Genomic DNA, 21,746 nt, shown 5'->3' with positions numbered 1-21,746 from the left:
GCCAGCCCCTTCGTACGTTGACCATATGATCACCGGACTTTCTCATCGGGTGGCCGCGACGGCCTGTTCCCTGTGTGTGGCGGGCGTGCTGGCGCTCACTCCGGCCACCGCCTCCGCCGGCCCCCGTGCCGGAGCACCCGCCCCGCCCGGCCCGGGTGCGGCGATGCCCGCGCCGTCCCTGCTCTACCGCTCGGGCACCCAGGTCCGTCCGCACCGGGGCGCGCCCGAGGTCCCTCAGGTGTCGGCGCTGTCCTGGGTGGTGGCCGACGCCGGCAGCGGCAGCGTGCTGGCCGCGAGCTCCGCGCACCGCAAGCTGCCGCCCGCGAGCACGCTGAAGACCCTGTTCGCGCTCACGGTGATGCCCTCGCTTCCCTCCTCGATGCGGCACACCGTGAGCACCAAGGAACTGGCGGGCATCGGCGAGGGCAGCAGCCTGGTCGGTGTCAAGGAGGGGAACTCCTACCAGGTGGCCGACCTGTGGCGCGGGGTCTTCCTCAGCTCCGGCAACGACGCCGTGCACGTGCTCGCCGCGCTGAACGGCGGCTGGAACACCACGGCCAGGCGGATGCAGGACAAGGCGCATACGCTCGGCGCCCTGGACACCCATGTGGTCTCCCCCGACGGCTACGACGCCGACGGCCAGGTGTCCTCCGCCTTCGACCTGGCCGTCTTCGGCCGGGAGGGCCTGCGCAACCCCGACTTCGCCCGCTACTGCTCCACCGCCGAGGCGTATTTCCCCGGTGACGGCGAGTCGTACGGCATTCGGAACACCAACCGGCTGCTGACCGGCGCCGACGGCGTGGCGAAGTACCCGGGGCTGATCGGCATCAAGAACGGCTACACCACCAAGGCGGGCAACACCCTGGTGGCCGCGGCCCGCCGGGGCGGGCGCACGCTGGTGGTGACCGTGATGAACCCTCAGGCCGGCGGCGGGTTCACCGTGTACCAGGAGGCGCGCAAGCTGCTCGACTGGGGCTTCGCGGCGGCGGGACGGGTTGACCCGGTCGGCTCGCTGGACGGGCAGCGCGTCGTGAAGTCCCGCCCGGCGTCGGTGACCGCACCGGTGGCCGCGGCCGCGTCCCGGGCAGCGGACGACTCGGGCTGGTCGGTTCCCGCCGTCGCCGCGGGACTCTCGGGGCTCGGGGTGGGCGCCGTGGCGCTGATGCTGACCCTGCGGGCCAGGGGCAGCCGGGCACCGCGCGGCTGACCCGTCGGCAGGCCCAGAAGCAGGCCCAGCGTGATCCAGGTGTAGGTGTTGCTTCCGAGGAAGCCCCCGATGCCCGAGGCGTCGTCGAACCACAGCCAGACCACGCTCGTGCAGAGCACGGCGAACAGGGCGCCCGCGATCCGCGGGCGCCCGGCGCGCAGCAGCACGGCGAAGGACGGCAGCAGCCACACCAGGTGGTGCACCCAGGTGATGGGGCTGACCAGGCAGGCCGCCGCCCCGGTGAGCGCGAAGGCCGCCGCCCAGTCGCCGGCCCGTACCGCCCTGCGCGCCCGCCACGCCCAGACGCACAGGGTCAGCAGGACCGCCGTCGCCCACAGCGGGCGGCCCGGCTCGCCGAGACGGGCCAGCACGCCCTGGAGCGACTGGTTCGACACATAGTCCAGCCGGCCCACCCGGCCCGTGTCCCACAGTCCCTTTGTCCAGTAGAAGCGGGACGCCCCCGGGTCCACCCAGGCGGCCAGCGCGGTCGCCGCCAGGGCGACGGCCGTCGCCACGCCCGCCGCCCGGCGCCGTCCGGCGAGCAGCAGCAGGCCGATGAACAGGGCGGGCGTGAGCTTCACCGCGGCGGCGAGCCCGATCCCGGCACCCGCCCAGCGCTCCCGGCCGGTGGCCAGCAGCAGACAGTCGCCGAGGACGAGGGCCAGCAACACAAGGTTGACCTGGCCGAAGCTGACGGTGTCCCGCAACGGCTCGAACAGGGCGAGCAGGCACAGGCACAGCGACCAGCGGTACCAGCCGTGCCGCCGCCGGCCGGGTCCGGCCAGGATCCGCAGGACCACCGCCAGCGCGGCCAGGTTGACCACCAGGGACGCCACGATCGCCGCGGTCCGGCCGAGCGGGGCCAGCGGCAGCATGGCGAGGGCCGCGAACGGCGGGTAGGTGAAGCCGTACGAGGTGCCCGGCACCCGGTAGTCGTAGATCCGGCCGCCGTGGTGCACCCAGGTGTGCACGGTGCCGTAGTAGACGCGCAGGTCGAAGAAGCCGCGCAGCAGCGGCACGGTGGCGGTGAACACCGTGACGGCGGCGGCCAGGGCGAGGACCAGCAGCAGCCGGCCCCTGGTCGTGCGCGGCCCGCTCACGCCATGCGTCCCGGTGCCGGGGCCTGGGCCGCCTGGTGGGCCTGCCACAGGACGACCACGCCGAGCACCCCGCCGGAGACGGCGAGCACCAGCTGGCCGAGGTCGGCCGGGCCGCCGCTCGGCAGTACGGCGAGGGCGAGGACGCCCGCCAGGGCCGCGACCCGGTGCCGTACCGAGGTGCTGGGCGCGGCCGCGGCGATGAGGAACAGGCCCCACAGCACGTACCAGGGGCGGATCGCGGGGCCGAGCACGGCGACCGTGAGCAGGCTGAGGCCGAGCGCGTACACGGGTCTGACGCGCATCCGGAGCCATATCAGCGCCACGGCCACGGCGGTCGCGGCGAGGCCGAGCACATGCCAGGCGGGCACGGCCAGTGGGGCCAGACTGCTGCCGAGGTGTTCCAGCAGGGCGCCGGTGGCGCGGCCGAGCAGGCTGGTCAGGGCCCAGTTGTGCGGGGAGACCGGGGTGTTGAGGGCGCCGATCCAGCCGTAGCCGGTGCCGGCGACGGCCGTGGCGGCGACCGTCGTGGCGGCGGACGCGGCCGCCACCGTCAGGACGGTCGGCAGTGGGCGGCGGCCGGAGCGGACCTGAAGGGCCACGACCGCGAGCAGACCGAGCACGGCCGGCGCCTTGACCAGGGCGGCCAGGGTGACGAGGACGGCCCCGAGGACACCGCCGGCGGGCCGGTCCCGGCGGGCGGCGACCAGGCCGAGCCCCAGCAGGCCGAGCATCAGGGCGTCGTTGTGGGCGCCCGCGACCAGGTGCAGCAGCACGAGCGGGTTGAGGGCGCCGAGCCAGAGGGCGGCGGCCGGGTCGGCGCCGCTGTGCCGGGCGAGGCGGGGCAGCGCCACCGCCATCAGGGCCACCCCGAGCACGGCGACCAGGCGCATGCCGAGCAGGCCGGCGGGCAGCCGGCCGTGGGTCAGACCGGACAGCGCGGAGGCCAGGGCGAGGAAGGCGGGACCGTAGGGGGCACCGGTGTGCTGCCACATCGGGGCCACCTCGTCGGCGAGCGGGCCGCCGAGCTGGGCCGGGCCGTGGGCGTAGACGTCCATGTGGGCGTCGACCATGGCGCCCTGCGCGAGATAGCTGTAGACGTCCCGGCTGAACAGCGGCGGCGCGAGCAGCAGCGGCGCCGCCCACACGGCGAGCACCAGCAGCAGGGCGCGCGGGGCGGGCGGCTGCGGGCCGCGCACCAGGCGGCCCAGGAGCACCCAGGCCGCTGTCAGCAGGACGACACCGAAGTACACCCCGACCACGCCGAGCGCCGCCTGCACCGAGGCGGGCGCCAGGAGGTGCTGCACGGGCAGGGCGCCGGCCGTCTCGCCGCCCAGCGCGAGACATGCGGTGCCGGCCAGCCCGAGCACCTGGCAGCGGCGGAGATCGACGGGGAACGCCATGGCCAACACTCGGGCAGCGTGTCAACGCCGGGTGGCCGGAAGACGACGCTCCGCTCACCGGCGGGCGGCCCGCACGTGACCGGCGTGTGAGCGACGATGACTTCCGGGCGTCCGCAGGGTCACTTCTGCGACGGCAACCGACGGAACGGACGTGATGACCGTGGCGCACAGCTCCGCCTACACCAAGACCGGCGACCTGGAGATGTACTACGAACTCCACGGCGAGGCGTCCGCGCACCGGCCGCTGGTGCTTCTGCACGGCGGCGTGTGCACCGTGGACCTGTCCTTCGGCGCCGTGCTGCCCGCGCTGGCCGGAACACGCCAGGTGGTCGCCCCCGAACTCCAGGGCCACGGGCACACCGCCGACACCGGCCGCGCGCTCACGGTGCTCGCTCTGGCCTCCGACGTGGTGGCCCTGCTCGACGAACTCGGCATCGAGCAGGCCGACTTCCTCGGCTTCAGCCTCGGCGCACTGACCGCGCTGGAGGTGGCCGTACGGCATCCGGGCCGGGTCGGACGGCTGGTCCTCGCCTCCGCCCCGTACACGCAGGACGGCTTCCTCCCCGAGATCCAGGACCCGGCCTCCGGTTCGTCCCGGCTGCCGACCCCGCGGGACTTCCGGGAGATGGCGGACGCGTACGCCGCGGTCGCGCCCCACCCCGAGCGCTTCCAGGACCTGCTCGCCCAGTGCTCCGCGGCCGCCCACGCACCGCTTCCCTGGACCGCCGACGACCTGCGCGCTCTGCGGGCGCCGACGCTGCTGGTCATCGGCGACACGGACTTCGTGCGCATCGAGCACGCAGCCGAGATGCGGGACCTGATCCCTGACGCGCGTCTCGCGGTGCTCCCCGGCACCACCCACATGGCGCTCATGCGCCGTACGGCCCTGCTGCTGCCGCTGCTGCACGAGTTCCTGGACTGAGGGCGCGCGGCGGCCGGAGCCGTCAGAACACCGAGAGCCCCGTCAGCGTGGTGAACCGGTCGAGCGCGGCCACTCCGGCCACCGAGTTGCCGCGCTCGTCCAGGCCCGGGCTCCACACGCACAGCGTGCACCGGCCCGGTACGACCGCGATGATCCCGCCGCCGACCCCGCTCTTGCCGGGCAGCCCCACGCGGTAGGCGAAGTCACCGGCCGCGTCGTACGTCCCGCAGGTCAGCATCACCGCGTTGACCTGCTTGGCCTGGCTGCGGGTGAGCAGCCGGCCGCCGTCGGCGCGGATGCCGTGCCGGGCGAGGAAGCCGGCGGCGAGGGCCAGGTCGGCGCAGGACGCCCGCAGGGAACACTGACGGAAGTACTGGTCGAGCAGGACGGGCACGGCGTTGTCGATGTTGCCGTAGGACGCCATGAAGTGGGCGAGGGCGGCGTTGCGGTCGCCGTGCGCGCTCTCGGAGGCGGCGACCTCCTGGTCGAAGTCCAGGGAGGCGTTGCCGCTCTCGGCGCGCAGAAACGCCAGCAGCTCGCCGGCCGCGTCCCCGGTACGGGTCTGGAGGCGGTCGGTGACGACGAGGGCGCCCGCATTGATGAAAGGGTTCCGCGGGATGCCGTTCTCGTACTCCAGCTGGACCAGGGAGTTGAAGGGGTTGCCGGAGGGCTCGCGGCCCACGTGCTCCCAGAGTTCGTCGCCCTCGCGCGCCAGGTCCAGGGCGAGGGTGAACACCTTGGTGATGGACTGCGTGGAGAACGGCTCGCGCCACTCCCCCACCCCGTACACCGTGCCGTCCAGCTCGGCGACGGCCATGCCGAAGCGGCGCGGGTCGCAGGCGGCGAGGGCCGGGATGTAGTCGGCGGCCCGGCCGCGGCCGGGGGTGCGCTCCATCTCCTCGGCGATGCGCTCCAGGACTGGCAGGAAGGTGAGGGACGACGTCGTTGTCATGATCACCATTGTGCCTCCGGACCGGCCCTGGAGCCCACTCCCACGGAGGCCGATATCCGCCTGTTACTGCAGGTCAGGTGGCCGGTGCCCCGCTGCCGGCGACGACCTCGGGGCGCAGCAGGCCGGCCAGCCGCTCGGCCGGCAGCAGGCCCTTGTCCAGGACGAGTTCGGCCACGCCCCGGCCCGTGGCGAGGGCCTCCTTGGCGATCTCGGTGGCGGCCGTGTACCCGATGTGCGGGTTGAGCGCGGTGACCAGGCCGATGGAGTTCTCCACGCTCGCCCGCAGCCGCTCGGTGTTGGCGGTGATGCCGGACACGCAGCGCTCGGCCAGCGTCAGGCAGGCCCTTCGCAGATGGGTGACGGACTCCGACAAGGAGTGCAGGATGAGCGGCTCGAAGGCGTTCAGCTGGAGCTGTCCGGCCTCGGCGGCCATGGTGATGGCGACGTCGTTGCCGATCACTTCGAAGGCGACCTGGTTGACCACCTCGGGGATCACCGGGTTCACCTTGCCCGGCATGATGGACGAACCGGCCTGCACCGGCGGCAGGTTGATCTCGCCGAGTCCGGCGCGCGGGCCGGAGGACAGCAGCCGCAGGTCGTTGCAGCTCTTGGAGAGCTTGACGGCGATCCGTTTGAGCACACCCGACATCTGCACGAAGGCGCCGCAGTCCTGGGTGGCCTCCACCAGGTTGGCGGCGGTGACCAGCGGCAGTCCGGTGATCTCGGCCAGGTGCCGGCGGGCCGACTCGGCGTACCCGGCGGGGGCGTTGAGACCCGTGCCGATCGCCGTGGCGCCGAGGTTGATCTCATGGATCAACTCAACGGCCTCGGCCAGTCGGCTGCGGTCCTCCTCGATCATGACGGCGAACGCGGAGAACTCCTGACCGAGCGTCATCGGCACGGCGTCCTGCAACTGTGTACGGCCCATCTTGAGCACGTCACGGAACTCGACGGCCTTGCGGGCGAACGCGTCCTGCAGGACGGCCATCGCCTTGAGCAGTCCACGTACCGCGAAGACCGTCGCTATCTTGACGGCGGTCGGATACACGTCATTGGTGGACTGGCCCAGGTTGACGTCCTCATTGGGGTGCAGATACGCGTACTCCCCCTTGGCGTGGCCGAGCAGTTCCAGCGCGCGGTTCGCCACGACCTCGTTGGCGTTCATGTTGGTGGAGGTGCCGGCGCCGCCCTGGATGACGTCGACGACGAACTGGTCGTGCAGCTTGCCCGCGCGGATCTCCTGGCAGGCGGCGACGATCGCGCGCGCCTTCTCGGGCGCCAGCAGGCCGAGTTCCTCGTTGGCGAGCGCGGCGGCCTCCTTGACGGCGGCCAGGGCGTCGATCAGATGCGGGTACGCGGAGATCGGAGTGCCGGTGATGGCGAAGTTCTCCGTGGCGCGCAGGGTGTGCACACCCCAGTACGCGTCGGTGGGTACGTCACGGTCGCCGAGGAGGTCGTGTTCGCTGCGGGTGGCGGCGGTCATGGGGGTGCGGATCCTCTTTCTGAGAGGGCTGAAGGTTGTACTCGGCGAACTACGCGCAAGCGGTGAACGGAACCGGATCCAGCGCACGCACGGCCCGCACGCACCCCACCGGCTCCCCGCCACCCAGCAGCGGCTCCCCCGCGAACTCGGTCAGCAGCTCGGGGTCGACGCCCGCGCGCGCGAGCGCAGCCGCCGCCACGGGAATCCGTGCCCGGTTCGCCCCGTCGGCGATCTTGACGGCGACGGCCCGGCCGTCGGGCAGCGCGGCGACCTGCACGCCCTCGAAGCCGTCCTTGGCGAGCAGCCCCGGCACGGCCCGCATCAGCGCGGCCACGTCGCGGCGGGCGCCGGAGGCCATCTCGGGGTGGGCGCGCAGCGCGTCGGCGACCTGCGCCTCCGGCGTGCCGGGTGCGGCCGAGGCGATCCGGGACAGGGCGCGGGCCAGGCCGTGCAGGGAGAGGGAGAACAGCGGCGCGCCGCAGCCGTCCACGGTGACCCGGGCGACCCGCTGCCCGGTGAGGTCCTCGACGGTCTCCCGGATCACCTGCTGGAGCGGGTGCTGCGGGTCGAGGTAGTCCGGCAGGGACCAGCCGCCCAGCCGGGCGGTCCACAGCATGGCCGCGTGCTTGCCGGAGCAGTTCTGGGCGAGCCGGGAGGGCCCCCGGCCCTCGCGGATCCAGGCGTCGCGCACGACCGGGTCGTACGGCAGGTCGGGGACGTTGCGCAGGTCGCCCTCGGTGAGCCCGGCGAGGTCGAGGATGCGCCGGGTGCCGGCGAGGTGGCGGTCCTCGCCGGAGTGGCTGGCGGCGGCCAGCGACAGCAGCGGGCCGTCGAGCGGCAGCCCGGCCCGCAGCATGGCCACGGCCTGGAGGGGCTTGACGGCCGAGCGCGGGTAGAAGGCGGCCTCGATGTCGCCGAGCTGCAACTCCACCCGGCCGTCGGCGCCGAGGACGACGACGGAGCCGTAGTGGATGCCTTCGACGACTCCGCCGCGGACGAGGTGGGCGACGGGAGCATGGAGGGGTTCGCGTATGACGGGTGCGTCGGCGAGGAAGCTGCTGTACATCACTGCCTGTATCGATGGGTCGGGTCCGGCCGGTACGCGGGTCACGCGTCGGCGCGGGCGGAGGTGCGGGTCGTCCGGCCGCGGAGGGCGTACCGCCCGGCGGCCGGGCTTGCGGCGATCAGCGGCGGACGGAGCATGGTGGTGGTTCCGGGGCCGTCGCTTCGAGGTGCTGCTCGCTCATGCCCCGGGGCCGCCTTCCGTGGGGAGGTCGTCCGCGTGCTGGGGGCGCACGATGTCGGTGAGGGTCGTCTCGACGCGGTCCAGGTGGTGGCTCATGGCCTGGACGGCGTCGTGTTCGGACCCGTCGATCAGCGCCTCGACGATGGCCCGGTGCTCGCGGTTGGACTGCTCGCGGCGGCCGCCCAGCTGGTTGAGGAAGGCGGACTGACGCGCCAGTGCGTCGCGGATCTCCTCGATGACCCGGCGGAAGACCGGGTTCTGGGCGGCCTCGGCGATGGCGAGGTGGAAGAGGGTGTCCATGGCCACCCAGGCCGTGGTGTCCGTCTCCCGCTCCATGCGGTCGAGCAGGTGGGCCAGGTGGTCCAGGGTCTCCGGGGTGCGGCGGGCGGCCGCGTACCCGGCGACGGGGATCTCGATGTGGCGGCGCACCTCGAGCAGGTCGCTGGCCGCGTAGTCGCCGAACGTGGGGTCCTCCACGGCGCTCGCGACGACGAAGGTGCCCTTGCCGGTCCGGGAGACCGTCAGGCCCATGGTCTGCAGCGCGCGCAGCGCCTCGCGCAGCACGGGCCGGGAGACCTCGAGGGTGCGGCACAGCTCCGCCTCGGAGGGGAGCTTGTCGCCGATGGCGTACTCGCCGCGTTCGATGGCGCCGCGGAGGTGGGCCAGGACCGCTTCCATCGCGCTGACGCGGCGCGGACCCGAGCCACCTGTCTGGCTGTCTGACAGGTTCACGGGAGCGATCCTGCGGGTTGCGGGCCGGGACTGTCAAGCCGCCCGCATGGAAACATTCGCGGGGTGCGGGCGCCTGAATACAGGCATCCGCACCCCGTGGGTGACCAGGAGGGCTTCCGTCAGGCGTTGAGCGTGCCCGCGGCCAGCAGGCCGAGCAGGCCCACGCCGATGACGATGCGGTAGATCACGAACGCGTTGAAGGAGTGCTTGGCGACGAACTTCAGGAGCCAGGCGATGGAGGCGTAGGCGACGACGAACGACACGATCGTGCCGACGGCCAGCGGGGCGGCGCCCACGCCCGCGCCGAGGGCGTCCTTGAGCTCGTACAGGCCCGCGCCGGTCAGGGCGGGGATACCGAGGAAGAACGACAGGCGGGTGGCGGCGACGCGGTCGAGGTCCAGGATGAGCGCGGTGGACATGGTGGCGCCGGAGCGGGAGAAGCCGGGGAAGAGCAGGGCGAGGATCTGCGAGCAGCCGACCCACATGGCGTCCTTCAACGAGGTGTCGTCCTCGCCGCGCTTGTGCCGGCCCATCTGGTCCGCGCACCACATCACGGCCGAACCGGCGATCAGCGAACCGGCCACCACCCACAGCGAGGCCAGCGGACCGTCGATCAGCGGCTTGGCGGCCAGGCCCACCAGGACGATCGGAATCGTGGCGTAGATGACCCACCAGGCGAACTTGTAGTCGTGGTGGTAGCGCTCCTCGCGGTTGGTCAGACCGCGGAACCATGCGGAGACGATCCGCTTGATGTCCTTGAAGAAGTACACGAGCACGGCGGCGATGGCGCCGACCTGGATGACGGCGGAGAAACCGACGACGGACTTGTCGTCGACGGGGATGTTCATGAGCCCCTCGGCGATCTTCAGGTGCCCCGTGGAGGACACCGGGAGGAACTCGGTCACCCCCTCGACGACTCCGAGGACGACGGCCTGACCGACGGAGATGGCGCTCATGGGATCCAGTTCTGAGGAGAGTTGGTCGACATTGCTGTAGACAGTACTTGCTGCGCCCGGCGCCCTGGCAAGCGCCTAGGCCCACAGGGCCCCGGCGATCGAGACACCGGCGAAGGCGGCGGCGAGCCCCGCCGCGAGGCTTCCCAGGACGTTGGCGGCGGCGTAGGCGCCGGAGCCGGCCTCGGCCAGCCGCAGGGTCTCGTAGGAGAACGTCGAGTACGTCGTCAGCGCTCCGCAGAACCCGGTGCCCACCAGCAACTGCGTATGCGGCCCGGCCGCCCCGGCGGAGAGCGCGCCCGTGAGCAGGCCAAGGATCAGCGAGCCGGTGACGTTCACCACGAAGGTGCCCCAGGGGAAGACGGAGTCGTGGCGGGCCTGCACGGCACGGTCGGTGAGATAACGCAGCGGTGCGCCGACCATGGCCCCCGCGATGACCAGCAGCCAGTTCACGACGACTTCTCACCCTTCCCGCGCGCGCCCCCGGGGTCGCCGGAGCGCCCCACGTACCGGACGACCTCGCACTCCTGAAGGGTGACGAGCCCCTCGCCGACGAGTTCGTCGAGCTGCGGCAGAAAGGCCCGTACCCGCTCCTCGGTGTCCACGACGACGATCGCCACGGGCAGGTCCTCGCTCAGGGACAGCAGGCGGGAGGTGTGGATGCGGGAGGAGGCGCCGAAGCCCTCGATGCCCCGGAAGACGCTCGCCCCGGCGAGTCCGGCCGCGTGGGCGCGGTGCACGATCTCGGAGTAGAGGGGCCTGTGGTGCCAGGTGTCGTCCTCGCCGATGTAGACGGTGAGCCTGACGGCCCGGCCGGTCAGTGATGTCATCGCTGCCTCCCGATCAGCACCCGGCGGGCGGCCGCCGAGGCCAGCCACACCGCGGCGAGGGCCGCGCACAGCGTCGCGGCGAGATAGGCGAGCCCGAGGCCCGGGCGGTGCGCGTCGGCCAGCCTGCGGATGTCGACGGCGTAGGTGGAGAAGGTGGTGTAGCCGCCCAGCACACCGGTGCCGAAGAAGGGGCGTATCAGCCGGTGGGCGGCCCACACCTCGGTGATGAGCACCATGAAGACACCGATCACCGCGCAGCCGGTGACATTGGCCCAGAACGTGGCCCACGGGAAGCCGCCGGGCGCTGCGGGAAGGGCGAGGGCGAGGCCGTAACGGGCGCAGGCGCCGACGGCGCCGCCCAGGGCGACCACCGCGACGACGGGCGCCTGGCTGCGCCACTCGGACCGCCGCCGTGGGCCGGGGCCGACACGGAGGCTCTCGGCTTCCGGGGCTGTCATGCTGGTACGTCTCCTCTTGGGCCTGCCCCGAACGGGTGATCATGGCCGGGCACCAGCCTACCGCCGGGTCAGCGGGCGGCGGGCCGCACACAGACCGCGACGCCGGGCTCCCAGAGACTACCGAGTACGAGATGGTCCCCCGTCGCGCAGACGCTGGTGACCATGCGGAAGCCGGAGCGGCGGCGAGTGAGGTGCGCCACGGTCCGTCCGGCGTCGTCGAGGGCCATCACGCCGATCGTCCCGCTCGGCCGGTACGGCGCGTGGACGGCGGCCCGGGCGGCGGCGCCGCGCACGGCGGGCGAGGCGCGGTGCAGCAGCTCCAGCGGAGGGACCCGGGGACTGGGCAGCGCGACCCACAGCGGGCCGCCGGGACCCTCGCGCCAGAGGTTGTCCGGCATGCCGGGGAGCGTGGCGAACAGGTCGGCGTGACCGGCGCGCGGGCCGGTGATGTGGTACCGGGTGAGCCGGCAGGCGCCGGTCTCGGCGATCACCAGGAAGGAGCCGTCGGCGCCGACGGCCAAGCCGTTGGCGAACTGCAGCCCGTCCAGCAGGACTTCGGGCTCGCCGCCCTCGGGCGGAACGCGCAGCAGCCGCCCGGTTCCGGTGTGCTCGACGATGTCGCCGATCCACTGGTCGAGCGGGTAGCGGCGGCTGGAGACGGTGACGTACACGGTGCCGTCCGGCAGGGCGACGGCGTTGCTGCAGAAGCGGAGCGGCTCCCCCGCCACCGAGTCCGCGAGGACGCGGACCGTGCGGCCGGTGCCGGTGACGCTGCCGGGGTCTGGGTCTGGGTCGACGCGGAGCAGGCCGCGTTCCGCGTCGCACACCAACAGGCCGCCGTCCGGAAGCGGTTCGAGCCCGAGGGGACGGCCACCGGTCTCGGCCAGCACCTCCACGCGGGCCGTCCGCGGGTCGCCGAGGTGGTGGACGCGCAGGATCCGGCCGTCCGCCACTCCGGTCAGCACCCGGCCGTGCGCGTCGACGGCCACGTCCTCGGGGCCGTGCCCGCCCAGGGAGACGTAGTGCAGCGGGACGAGTGCCGTGGGTCGGTCCATGTGCGGTCCCCTTCCGTCGGTCGGCCCATCATCTCCGGCCCGCCGCCTGCTCGCCGGTCCTTCGCGCGGCGGTGGTGCGGGCGGGCCCGTACGGCGCGCCGGGCGGCGGCCGGTTCACCGCGGCTCCGCGCGGCACAGCGGGCGTGCGTCACCAGCCCTTCTCGAAGACCCGGGCCACCTCGGCGATGCGGATCTCGTCGCGCCGGTAGTAGGTGCGGCAGTAGCCGCGGCGGGTGCGCAGCACGCCGAGCCGGGTGAGGAAGTCCAGATGGGCGAGCGCGGTCCGGCGCGGCACGCCCAGCTTTGCGGCGACGGCCCGCGCGGTGACGCCCGTCTCGGCGAGGTCGCGGCCACGGGGCGCCGGGAAGTGGGCCGCCGGGTCCTTGAGCCACTCCAGGATCGTCCGCCGCATCCGGCCCGAGGGGGTTCCCATCATCCGTCCGCCTCCGTCCCGGCCTCCTCGTACGCAGTCTTCCCACTGTGCCGCCGGCGACTCCGCCGCGGCCGGGACTCGGCGGTCGTTGTCCGGTACCCCACCGCCGTACGGCCGGGGCGGGCCGGTGCGCGCCGGAAGAACGGCGGGGGTTGGGCCTGCGAGCCGGAGAAGAGACGGGGCGGGGCCGGTGACCCGGAGGAGGGGCGGGGTCGGACCGGTGATCTGGAGAAGAGAGAGGGCCGGGCCTGCGAGCCGGAGAAGAGACGGGGCCCGGCCGGTGACCCGGAGGGGGAGTTGGGTCGGGCCGGTGATCTGGAGAAGAGACGGGCCGGGCCTGCGAGCCGGAGAAGAGACGGGGCCCGGCCGGTGACCCGGAGAAGGAGCGGGGTCGGACCGGTGACCCGGAGAAGGAGCGGGGCCGGGCCGGTGACCCGGAGAAGCGACGGAGCCGGGCCTGTGATCCGGAGAAGAGACGGAGCCGGGCCTCTGATCCGGAGAAGGGCGGGGCCCGGCCGGTGACCCGGAGAAGCGACGGAGCCGGGCCTCTGATCCGGAGAAGCGGCGGGGCCGGGACGCTGATCCGGAGAAGGGCGGGGCCCGGCCGCCCCTTGCAGCCGGGCCCCGCCGGGGTGGTTCAGCGGTGGCCGAACCACGTCATGGAGGAGAGCGCCTTGTCGTCGTAGCCGAACAGGGCCTGGTTCTCCCAGCCGTTGCCGGAGCCGGCGTCGGTCGGGTCCCAGCCGTTGCCGGGGACGGCGGTCCAGGTCGCCTCCCAGTAGAAGACGCCGAGGCCGCGGTGGTCCGGTACGGCCTCGACGATGCTCGCCACGTCGTTCATCCACTTGGTCTGGCCGGCCACGGTCGCCGGGTAGCCGGAGACCAGCTCACCGGTGGTGTCGATCTGGTTCTCCAGGGAGTCGTCCTGGGCCAGGGTGAACGGGTAGGCCGTCTCGGCGACGAACACCGGCTTGCCGTAGCGGGAGGCCGCGTCGTCCAGCGTGGTCTGGAAGTCGGCGAGCGGGCCGTGCCAGTAGCCGTAGTAGGACAGGCCGATCGCGTCGAACTTCACGCCGTGCGCGACCGCGTTGTCGAACCACCACTCGGTGCCGGCCTTGTCCCCGCCCTTGGCCAGGTGCAGCGCGACGACCGTGGAGGAGCCGACCGCCTTGGCGGCGTCGTAGCCTGAGTTGAGCAGTCCGGCGAGCTGGCTCCAGTTGTCCGTGGATCCCTCCGACCACAGGATGCCGGCATTGATCTCATTGCCGATCTGGACCATGTCGGCGGTGGTGCCTTGAGCCTTCAAGGCGTTCAACACGTCGTACGTGTGCTGGTAGACGTCCGTCTTGAGTTGACTGTATGTATGGCCCACCCAGGCGGCCGGCTTGTTCTGCTGACCCGGGTCGGCCCAGCTGTCCGAGTAGTGGAAGTCGACCAGCAGCTTCATGCCCTGGGCCTTGATCCGCCTGGCCATGGCGAGGACGTGCGTCTTGTCGTTGAAGCCGTCGGCCGGGTTCACCCACACCTTCAGCCGGGCGTAGTTCATGCCGTACGACTTCAGGACGGCGAGGGCGTCGCCGGTGGTGCCGGAGGCGGTCCTGTAGACGCCGCCCTTGGCCTCGCTCTTGGCGAGGGAGGAGATGTCGGCGCCGTGGATGGAGGTCCCGGTGGTGCCGGACGTGAAGGTCAGATCGTCAACGTTGATCCAGTTGCCGGCGTTCGCGTCACTGTTGACGCTGACGGTGCACTGATGACTGGTCACCTTGATCGGGGTGACCATCCTGATCCACCCACTGGACGAGACGGGCAGATCGGTGCGCTGCTCCGCACTCCCGCAATTCTTGAGCGCTATGTACGCGGCGTTCTGTCCACCACTGGAGCGGACCCACGCGGTCAACGTGTAGCTGCCGTTGGTCAGGCCCGACAGGTACTGGTACGTCTCCACCTTGTAGGCGGAAGCGGAGTAGTGGGTGAGGCGGTAACTGCCGCCGTGCCCGCCGGACTCGGTGTACGAGGCGCCCGTGTCGCCGTACTCGGACCAGCCGGCGGGCGTGGCCGCACCGGTGCCGTCCGCCTCGAACCCGCCGTTGGTGAGCGTGCTCGCGGCGGAGGCGGTCTGGGCGGGCAGGAAGGTGAGGGCGAGCCCGGCCGCGACCGGCAGAAGCAGGACTCTGATGGTGCGTCTGGGATGGAACTTCATCGTCCGTCGTCCCTTCGACGTGAACGGGGTGGGGGTCCTCCGGTGGGGGCTGGAGGAGAACCCCTCCGCCCGCGGCTCTCGTGGCGCACGCGGACGGAGGGGAGCCTGCTCAGCCGTCGAGTCGTACGACCCGGACGGCCCCCGCCGGGACCGGAAGGCGGCCCGCGGCGCGTTCGCCCGTCAGCAGCTCGGTGCCGGGCGCGTCCAGCGGCACCTTGGTGTCGCCGGCGGTGTGGTTGATCGCGAAGAGGTAGGTCCCGGACTCGCCGCTGCGGCGGACCACTTCGACGTCCCGGGGCAGGTCGTCGCGCGGGGCGATCCGGGCGTCGCCGGCCGCCCGGCCGAGGACGGCGTCCAGGCCTTGGGCGTCGAGGCGGGTGGAGACGTACCACGCGGTGCCCCGGCCGCGCCGGTGCCGGGTGACGGCCGGGCGGCCGGCGGTGAGCCCGTCGGCGTACCGCCACACGGTCTCGGCGCCGCGCGGCACGACGAACTCCGTCCACACGTCCCCGCTCAGCTCGCAGCCGTCGGGGCCGGCGAGCCGTACCCGCTCGTCCTCCAGCAGCGGCGAGAACTCTTCCACCGTCAGGCCGAGGACGTCGCGCAGCGCACCCGGGTGGGCGCCCTCGTGCACGGCGTCGTGCTCGTCGACGATGCCGGAGAAGTACGACACCACGAGCGTGCCGCCGTGGTCGACGTACTCGGTGAGGTTGTTCCCGGCCGCCTCCGTCATCAGGTACAGGGCCGGTACGACGACAAGGGGATAGGCCGACAAGTCGGCTTCCGGGTGGGCGAAGTCGACGGTGAGGTGGCGGTCGTAGAGGGCCTCGTAGAAGGCGTCGGCGCGTTCGCGCGGGTCGTGGTCCTGGCTGGGGCGCCAGGACAGGGCCTGCGCCCACCACGACTGCCAGTCCCAGAGCATGGCCACGTCGGCCTCCGTGCGGGTGCCGCGGATCGTGCTCAACGACTCCACGGACGCGCCGAGTTCGACCACCTCGCGCCACACGCGCGTGTCGGTGCCGCCGTGCGGCAGCATCGCCGAGTGGAACTTCTCGGCGCCGCGCCGGGACTGGCGCCACTGGAAGAACATGGCGCCCTCGGAGCCGCGGGCCACGTGCGCCAGGGAGTTGCGGGCCATCTGGCCGGGGGCCTTGGCGGGGTTGCGGGGCTGCCAGTTGACGCCCGAGGTGGAGTGCTCCAGGAGCAGCCAGGGGGCGCCGCCGGCGACCGAGCGGGTGAGGTCGGCCGCCATGGCGAGGTTGACGTGGGTGCGGCGGCCGTCGGTGATCAGGTAGTGGTCGTTGGTGACCAGGTCGACCTCGCGGCCCCAGGCCCAGTAGTCCATGGAGTCGCACTGGCTGAGGGCGGTCATGAAGTTGGTGGTCACCGGGACGCCCGGTGACAGGCGGTGCAGTATGTCGCGTTCGGCGCGGAAGTTCTCCCGGATGGTGGCGTCGGTGAACCGCTTGTAGTCGAGGGCCTGGCTCGGGTTGCCGACGGTCGGGGTGGCCCGGGGCGGGTTGATCTGCTCGAAGCTCGTGTAGTGCTGGCCCCAGAATGCGGTTCCCCAGGCCTCGTTGACCGCGTCCACGGTGCCGTAGGCGTCCGTCAGCCAGCGGCGGAAGTGCGCGGCGCAGGAGTCGCAGTAGCAGGCCGAGACGGGGACGCCGTACTCGTTGTGGACGTGCCAGAGCGCCAGCGCGGGATGGTCGCCGTAGCGTTCGGCGAGCCTGGTGGTGATGGCCGCGGCGGCGGCGCGGTAGTGGGCGTTGCTGTGGCAGATCGCGCCGCGCGAGCCGAACTCGTAGCGCATGCCCTCGGCGGTCACCGGCAGCGCCTCGGGGTGCGCCCGGTAGAACCAGGCGGGCGGCGCCACGGTGGGCGTGCCCAGGTCGACGCGGATGCCGTTCTCGTGCAGCAGGCCGAAGACCCGGTCCAGCCAGCCGAAGTCGTACGTCCCCGGTGCGGGCTCCAGCAGGGCCCAGGAGAAGATCCCGACGCTGACCATCGTCACGCCGGCCTCCCGCATCAGCCGGACGTCCTCCTGCCAGACGTGTTCCGGCCACTGCTCGGGGTTGTAGTCCCCGCCGAAGGCGAGCCTCGCGAGGCCCCTGGGGCTGGTGTCCGGCATGGATCTCTCCCGAAAAATCGATCATTTGGGAACGTGCACACACAGCATCGGCGGTGCGAGCCCAACATAACCGCACAGCAACAACCATTGACAAGTGTCCGGGATGTTTCTCTACTGTGAACGCTCACAGAAGCATGGCAGGGGCTCTCCCAGTGCGAGCAGCCGGGTCATGTGAACGTGCACATCCGCAGGGGAGGTCTCCGCAGCGGGCGGGGACCCTGGTCAGGGGAGAAACCATGCCGCACACGAAGCGCCGCCGCCTCGTGACAACCGCCCTCGCCGTCGCGCTCGGCGCGACCACCCTCGCCGCCTGCGGCTCCGGGGACGACAGCAAGGCCGAGTCCGGTCCGGTCTCGCTGACGTACTGGACCTGGGCACCCGGCATGGACAAGGTCGTGGACCTGTGGAACAAGGGGCCGGGGAAGAAGGAGCAGATCAGCGTCACGGTGAAGAAGCAGGCGTCCGGCGACTCGCTGATCACCAAGATCCTCACCGCGCACAAGGCGAGGAAGGCCCCGGACCTGGTGCAGGCCGAATACCAGGTGCTGCCGACGCTGGTCAGCAATGACGCGCTGGCCGACATCTCCAAGGAAGTCGCCGGTGTCAAGGGCAAGTTCGCCGACGGCGTCTGGCAGCAGACCACCCTCGGCACGGACGCGGTCTACGCGGTCCCCCAGGACATCGGCCCGATGATGTTCTACTACCGCGCGGACCTGTTCAAGAAGTACGGCCTGAAGGTCCCCACCACCTGGCAGCAGTTCGCCGAGACCGCCCGCGCGCTGAAGAAGAAGGCCCCGGACAAGTACCTGACCACCTTCTCGGCGGGCGACGCCGGGCTCTTCGCGGGGCTGTCCCAGCAGGCCGGCGCCAAGTGGTGGACCACCTCCGGCCAGAAGTGGAAGGTCGCCATCAACGACACGGCCACCCGGAAGGTCGCCCGGTTCTGGGGCGGGCTGGTCAAGGAAGGCGTCATCGACAACCAGCCGATGTACCAGCCGGCCTGGAACAAGGCGATGAACACGGGCCAGGAGATCGCCTGGGTCAGCGCGGTGTGGGCGCCGGGCACGCTGACCACGGCCGCGCCGGACACCAAGGGCAAGTGGGCCATGGCCCCGCTCCCCCAGTGGTCGGCGGACCAGGACGTGACCGGCAACTGGGGCGGCTCCTCCACGGCCGTCACCACCGACTCCGCGCACAAGGAGGCGGCGGCCAGGTTCGCGGCCTGGCTGAACACCGACCCCAGCGCGCTGAACGCGCTGGCGAAGGAGGGCGGCATCTACCCGGCCTCCACCTCCGCCCAGCTCAGCGGCGCCTTCACCAAGCCGCCGGCCTTCTTCTCCGACCAGCCGGACTTCTACACCAAGGCCGCCGACATAGCGAAGACCACGGCGCCTTCCGCGTGGGGCCCGAACGTCAACGTCGCCTACGCCACCTTCAACGACGCCTTCGGCGCCGCCGCCAAGAGCAAGTCGGACTTCACCGCCGCCCTGAACGCGATGCAGGACGCCACGGTCGCCGACCTGAAGAAGCAGGGCTTCGGGGTTTCCCAGTGAGCAGCGCCACCAGCCGGAGGTCGTACGGGGTCAAGGGGGCCCCGTACGCCCACCCGTCTCCCGCCGCCACCCTCAAACGCGCGCGAAGCGCCCCCTATGTGTTCCTCCTCCCCGCCACCGTCCTCTTCGCCCTCTTCTTCGCGCTGCCCATCGGGTACGCGCTGTGGCTCAGCTTCCGCAAGGTGCACGTCTCCGGGCTCGGCCTGGGGTCGGGGGCCCGCAAGGAGGTGTGGGCCGGCTTCGAGAACTACACCGACGCCTTCCACGACAGCGAACTGCTGCAGGGAGCGCTGCGCGTGCTCGGCTACGGCTGCGTCGTCGTCCCGGTGATGCTCGGCCTCGCGCTGCTGTTCGCGCTGATGCTGGACTCCGAGAAGGTGCGGCTCGCCCCGTTCACCCGGCTCGCGATCTTCCTGCCGTACGCCATCCCCGGCGTGGTGGCCGCGCTGATGTGGGGCTTCCTCTATCTGCCCTCCGTCAGCCCCTTCTTCTACGTCCTGCAGAAGCTGCACCTGCCGCAGCCCGACCTGCTGGACGGCGGCCCGCTCTACCTGGCCCTCGCGAACATCGCGGTCTGGGGCGGCACCGGCTTCAACATGGTCGTCATCTACACCTCGCTCAGGTCGATCCCGGCCGAGGTGTACGAGGCGGCGAAGCTCGACGGCGCCACCCCGCTGCAGATCGCGCTGAGGATCAAGATTCCGATGGTGGCGCCCTCGCTGGTGCTGACCTTCTTCTTCTCGATCATCGCGACGCTCCAGGTGTTCAACGAGCCGACCACGCTCAAGCCGCTCACCAACTCCGTCAACACCAGCTGGAGTCCGCTGATGAAGGTGTACCAGGACGCCTTCCACCGGGGCGACGTCTACTCGGCCGCCGCCGAGGCCACCCTGATCGCGCTGGCCACCCTGGTGCTGTCCTTCGGGTTCCTGCGGGCCGCGAACCGCCGCAACAAGCAGGAGGCACGATGAGCACGCTCGCCGTCCGCAAGGCCGCCCCGGCCGCCGGCACCACCCCGGGGACGGCGCAGGGGCCGCCCCTGCGCCGGCGGATCGCGCTCGTCCCGACGATCACCCTGCTGATCGGCGCCGTCTACACCCTCCTGCCGGTCGCGTGGGTGGTGATCGCGTCCACCAAGTCCGGTCGCGAGCTGTTCTCCACCTTCACGTTCCTGCCGGGCACCGGGTTCACGCAGAACATCAAGGACCTGAACGCCTACCGGGGCGGCATCTACTGGCAGTGGATGGGCAATTCCGCCCTGTACGCCGGTCTCGGCGCGCTGGTGTCGACGGCCGTCTCGGCGTTCAGCGGCTACGCGCTCGCGACCTACCGCTTCAAGGGCCGCGAGACGATGTTCAACATCCTGCTCGCGGGCGTCCTGATGCCGCCGGTGATCCTCGCCATCCCGCAGTACCTGCTGCTGGCCAAGGCGGACCTCACGGACTCCTATCTGTCCGTGCTGCTGCCGCAGATCCTCTCCCCGTACGGCGTCTACCTGTCCCGGATCTACGCCTCCGCCGCCGTCCCCGCCGACGTGGTGGAGGCCGGGCGGATGGACGGGGCGAGCGAGTGGCGGATCTTCACCCGCGTCGCGCTGCCGATGATGATCCCCGGCATGGTCACGGTGTTCCTGTTCCAGTTCGTGGCGGTGTGGAACAACTTCCTGCTGCCGTACATCATGCTCAGCGACGACGAGAAGTTCCCGCTCACCCTGGGTCTGTACACGCTGCTGGAACAGGGCTCCAACACGCCGGCGCTGTACACACTGGTGATCACGGGCGCGTTCCTCGCGGTGCTGCCGCTGATCGCGCTGTTCCTGGTCGTTCAACGGTTCTGGAGCCTGGATCTGCTGTCCGGGGCCGTAAAGTCATGACCATGAGCAATGCGGGGGGCCGGCGCAGGCCGCCGACGATCCACGACGTGGCGCGCGAGGCGGGTGTCTCGCGCGGCACCGTCTCGCGTGTGCTCAACGGTGGCCACTACGTCAGCCCCGCCGCCCAGGAGGCGGTCAACGCCGCCATCCGCAAGACCGGTTACGTCGTGAACCGGCACGCCCGGTCGTTGATCACCGGCCGCTCGGACTCGGTGGGCTTCCTGCTGACCGAGCCGCAGGAGCGGTTCTTCGAGGACCCCAACTTCAATGTCCTGCTGCGCGGTTGCACCCAGGCGCTGGCCTCGCACGACATTCCGCTGCTGCTGATGATCGCGGGCACCGAGGACGAACGGCGGCGCATCATGCGGTACATCACCGCCGGGCACGTCGACGGAGTACTGCTGGTCTCCAGCCACTCGGGTGATCCGGTCGCGGAGGAGCTGCGGGAGGCGGGGGTGCCGCTGGTCGCCTGCGGCAAGCCCATCGGCCTCGGCTCCAAGGTGAGTTACGTGGCCGCGGACGACCGGGACGGCGCCCGGGACATGGTCCGGCATCTGCTGTCGCTCGGCCGGCGCCGGATCGGCGTGGTCACCGGCCCGCTGGACACCCCCGGCGGTGTGGAGCGGCTCGCCGGGTACAAGGAGGTGCTGGCCGAGGCGGGCATCGGCGCCGACGAGAGCCTGATCGTCTCCGGGGACTACAGCCGGGCGAGCGGTGAGGCGGGCGCGGAGCGGCTGCTGGAGCGGTCCCCGGACATGGACGCGGTGTTCGTCGCCTCCGACCTGATGGCGCAGGGCGTGCTGGCGGCGCTGCGCCGGGCCGGGAGGACGGTGCCGGACGACATCGCCGTCGGCGGTTTCGACGACTCCCCCGCGGCCACGGCCGCGACCCCGGCGCTCACCACGATCCGGCAGCCGTGGGACCGGATCAGCAACGAGATGGTGCGGGTGCTGCTCGCGCAGATCGGCGGGGAGGATCCGGCGGCGGTGATCCTTCCTACGGAGCTGGTGCGGCGCGAGTCGGCTTGAACGGACGCGACGGCTGTCTTCGGGGATGTGGCCGGCGGGCACCGAGGTGCGGGGCGGCCAGCAGGGTTGCCGGGAGCCGGGCAAGCGGTCAGGATCGAAGAAGCCGAGGCGGGGGCCCCGGGCCTAGCGTGAAGTGCGTCGGAAGTGCACCGGCGGAGAGACCCGCCGGGCCACGCACCTGAGAAGGAGA

The 21,746-nt window shown here is 71.9% G+C and carries 19 protein-coding genes and 1 pseudogene; 6 read left to right on the top strand and 14 right to left on the bottom strand.

Annotated features, from left to right (window positions below; genetic code table 11):
* Positions 1-25: 25 nt before the first annotated feature.
* Positions 26-907 (top strand): annotated as a pseudogene (locus AB0950_RS11105) (D-alanyl-D-alanine carboxypeptidase); the annotation flags it as partial.
* An 11-nt stretch (positions 908-918) separates the two neighbouring features.
* Here the strand turns inward: AB0950_RS11105 and AB0950_RS11100 are convergent.
* On the bottom strand, positions 919-2,307 hold the full coding sequence (locus AB0950_RS11100) for a glycosyltransferase family 87 protein (protein WP_360573619.1): 1,389 nt from the start codon (positions 2,305-2,307) through the stop codon (positions 919-921).
* The gene (gene mptB, locus AB0950_RS11095) at positions 2,304-3,707 is read right to left on the bottom strand and encodes a polyprenol phosphomannose-dependent alpha 1,6 mannosyltransferase MptB (RefSeq protein ID WP_366778352.1); all 1,404 of its coding nucleotides are present in this window, start codon (positions 3,705-3,707) and stop codon (positions 2,304-2,306) included. The genes AB0950_RS11100 and mptB overlap by 4 nt, the downstream gene beginning before the upstream one ends.
* Positions 3,708-3,861: 154 nt before the next feature.
* Here mptB and AB0950_RS11090 point away from each other — a divergent pair, with 154 nt between their 5' ends.
* The gene (locus tag AB0950_RS11090) at positions 3,862-4,629 is read left to right on the top strand and encodes an alpha/beta fold hydrolase (protein WP_366778351.1); all 768 of its coding nucleotides are present in this window, start codon (positions 3,862-3,864) and stop codon (positions 4,627-4,629) included.
* Positions 4,630-4,651: 22 nt separating this feature from the next.
* Here the strand turns inward: AB0950_RS11090 and AB0950_RS11085 are convergent, their stop codons facing one another.
* From AB0950_RS11085 to AB0950_RS11030, 12 genes are all read right to left on the bottom strand, one after another.
* On the bottom strand, positions 4,652-5,590 hold the full coding sequence (locus AB0950_RS11085; protein ID WP_360146028.1) for a glutaminase: 939 nt from the start codon (positions 5,588-5,590) through the stop codon (positions 4,652-4,654).
* 64 nt (positions 5,591-5,654) lie between these two features.
* Complete coding sequence (gene aspA, locus AB0950_RS11080; RefSeq protein ID WP_360573612.1) at positions 5,655-7,064, bottom strand: aspartate ammonia-lyase; 1,410 nt, start codon at positions 7,062-7,064, stop codon at positions 5,655-5,657.
* 49 nt (positions 7,065-7,113) lie between these two features.
* A complete protein-coding gene (locus AB0950_RS11075) occupies positions 7,114-8,130 on the bottom strand; it encodes an asparaginase (protein ID WP_366778350.1) in 1,017 nt (338 codons plus the stop codon).
* Between the two features lie 177 nt (positions 8,131-8,307).
* Positions 8,308-9,042 (bottom strand): FadR/GntR family transcriptional regulator, encoded by a 735-nt coding sequence (locus AB0950_RS11070; protein ID WP_366778349.1) that lies wholly within the window; start codon positions 9,040-9,042, stop codon positions 8,308-8,310.
* A 119-nt stretch (positions 9,043-9,161) separates the two neighbouring features.
* Complete coding sequence (locus tag AB0950_RS11065) at positions 9,162-9,998, bottom strand: undecaprenyl-diphosphate phosphatase (RefSeq protein WP_360146040.1); 837 nt, start codon at positions 9,996-9,998, stop codon at positions 9,162-9,164.
* 75 nt (positions 9,999-10,073) lie between these two features.
* Entirely contained in the window at positions 10,074-10,448 is a 375-nt protein-coding gene (crcB, locus tag AB0950_RS11060) for a fluoride efflux transporter CrcB (protein ID WP_360146043.1), read from the bottom strand.
* Positions 10,445-10,825 carry a DUF190 domain-containing protein gene (locus AB0950_RS11055; protein ID WP_360146046.1) on the bottom strand — a complete coding sequence of 127 codons (381 nt, stop codon included), beginning with the start codon at positions 10,823-10,825 and terminating at the stop codon, positions 10,445-10,447. The genes crcB (AB0950_RS11060) and AB0950_RS11055 overlap by 4 nt, the downstream gene beginning before the upstream one ends.
* Positions 10,822-11,283 carry a fluoride efflux transporter CrcB gene (gene crcB, locus AB0950_RS11050; RefSeq protein ID WP_360146049.1) on the bottom strand — a complete coding sequence of 154 codons (462 nt, stop codon included), beginning with the start codon at positions 11,281-11,283 and terminating at the stop codon, positions 10,822-10,824. Before crcB (AB0950_RS11050) ends, AB0950_RS11055 begins: the two co-directional genes overlap by 4 nt.
* A 68-nt stretch (positions 11,284-11,351) precedes the next feature.
* The gene (locus AB0950_RS11045; RefSeq protein WP_366778348.1) at positions 11,352-12,338 is read right to left on the bottom strand and encodes an SMP-30/gluconolactonase/LRE family protein; all 987 of its coding nucleotides are present in this window, start codon (positions 12,336-12,338) and stop codon (positions 11,352-11,354) included.
* Between the two features lie 148 nt (positions 12,339-12,486).
* Positions 12,487-12,774, bottom strand: coding sequence for a helix-turn-helix domain-containing protein (locus AB0950_RS11040; protein ID WP_360146055.1), 288 nt, complete (start codon positions 12,772-12,774; stop codon positions 12,487-12,489).
* A 634-nt stretch (positions 12,775-13,408) separates the two neighbouring features.
* The gene (locus tag AB0950_RS11035; RefSeq protein WP_366778347.1) at positions 13,409-14,971 is read right to left on the bottom strand and encodes a glycosyl hydrolase 53 family protein; all 1,563 of its coding nucleotides are present in this window, start codon (positions 14,969-14,971) and stop codon (positions 13,409-13,411) included.
* A gap of 109 nt (positions 14,972-15,080) precedes the next feature.
* The gene (locus AB0950_RS11030; RefSeq protein WP_366778346.1) at positions 15,081-17,102 is read right to left on the bottom strand and encodes a beta-galactosidase; all 2,022 of its coding nucleotides are present in this window, start codon (positions 17,100-17,102) and stop codon (positions 15,081-15,083) included.
* A gap of 236 nt (positions 17,103-17,338) precedes the next feature.
* Between AB0950_RS11030 and AB0950_RS11025 the strand changes: the two genes are divergently transcribed.
* From AB0950_RS11025 to AB0950_RS11010, 4 genes are all read left to right on the top strand, one after another.
* Entirely contained in the window at positions 17,339-18,655 is a 1,317-nt protein-coding gene (locus AB0950_RS11025; protein WP_360146064.1) for an extracellular solute-binding protein, read from the top strand.
* 98 nt (positions 18,656-18,753) lie between these two features.
* Positions 18,754-19,626, top strand: coding sequence for a sugar ABC transporter permease (locus tag AB0950_RS11020; RefSeq protein ID WP_360147151.1), 873 nt, complete (start codon positions 18,754-18,756; stop codon positions 19,624-19,626).
* Complete coding sequence (locus AB0950_RS11015; RefSeq protein WP_366778345.1) at positions 19,623-20,528, top strand: carbohydrate ABC transporter permease; 906 nt, start codon at positions 19,623-19,625, stop codon at positions 20,526-20,528. The genes AB0950_RS11020 and AB0950_RS11015 overlap by 4 nt, the downstream gene beginning before the upstream one ends.
* Positions 20,525-21,556: a LacI family DNA-binding transcriptional regulator gene (locus tag AB0950_RS11010; RefSeq protein WP_366778344.1), complete on the top strand. Its 1,032-nt coding sequence runs from the start codon at positions 20,525-20,527 to the stop codon at positions 21,554-21,556. The genes AB0950_RS11015 and AB0950_RS11010 overlap by 4 nt, the downstream gene beginning before the upstream one ends.
* Positions 21,557-21,746: the final 190 nt, after the last annotated feature.

Source organism: Streptomyces sp. NPDC007189 (genome assembly GCF_040703635.1).
Taxonomy (GTDB): domain Bacteria; phylum Actinomycetota; class Actinomycetes; order Streptomycetales; family Streptomycetaceae; genus Streptomyces.
This window is presented reverse-complemented; position numbering and strand designations above follow the sequence as displayed.

Coding starts and splice junctions, on each gene's coding strand:
- AB0950_RS11040 (WP_360146055.1), bottom strand. CDS start 12,774: ATGATGGGAACCCCCTCGGGCCGGATGCGGCGGACGATCCTGGAGTGG.
- AB0950_RS11045 (WP_366778348.1), bottom strand. CDS start 12,338: ATGGACCGACCCACGGCACTCGTCCCGCTGCACTACGTCTCCCTGGGC.
- AB0950_RS11035 (WP_366778347.1), bottom strand. CDS start 14,971: ATGAAGTTCCATCCCAGACGCACCATCAGAGTCCTGCTTCTGCCGGTC.
- mptB (WP_366778352.1), bottom strand. CDS start 3,707: ATGGCGTTCCCCGTCGATCTCCGCCGCTGCCAGGTGCTCGGGCTGGCC.
- AB0950_RS11090 (WP_366778351.1), top strand. CDS start 3,862: ATGACCGTGGCGCACAGCTCCGCCTACACCAAGACCGGCGACCTGGAG.
- AB0950_RS11055 (WP_360146046.1), bottom strand. CDS start 10,825: ATGACATCACTGACCGGCCGGGCCGTCAGGCTCACCGTCTACATCGGC.
- AB0950_RS11065 (WP_360146040.1), bottom strand. CDS start 9,998: ATGAGCGCCATCTCCGTCGGTCAGGCCGTCGTCCTCGGAGTCGTCGAG.
- aspA (WP_360573612.1), bottom strand. CDS start 7,064: ATGACCGCCGCCACCCGCAGCGAACACGACCTCCTCGGCGACCGTGAC.
- AB0950_RS11015 (WP_366778345.1), top strand. CDS start 19,623: ATGAGCACGCTCGCCGTCCGCAAGGCCGCCCCGGCCGCCGGCACCACC.
- crcB (WP_360146049.1), bottom strand. CDS start 11,283: ATGACAGCCCCGGAAGCCGAGAGCCTCCGTGTCGGCCCCGGCCCACGG.
- AB0950_RS11025 (WP_360146064.1), top strand. CDS start 17,339: ATGCCGCACACGAAGCGCCGCCGCCTCGTGACAACCGCCCTCGCCGTC.
- AB0950_RS11030 (WP_366778346.1), bottom strand. CDS start 17,102: ATGCCGGACACCAGCCCCAGGGGCCTCGCGAGGCTCGCCTTCGGCGGG.
- AB0950_RS11075 (WP_366778350.1), bottom strand. CDS start 8,130: ATGTACAGCAGCTTCCTCGCCGACGCACCCGTCATACGCGAACCCCTC.
- AB0950_RS11010 (WP_366778344.1), top strand. CDS start 20,525: ATGACCATGAGCAATGCGGGGGGCCGGCGCAGGCCGCCGACGATCCAC.
- AB0950_RS11085 (WP_360146028.1), bottom strand. CDS start 5,590: ATGGTGATCATGACAACGACGTCGTCCCTCACCTTCCTGCCAGTCCTG.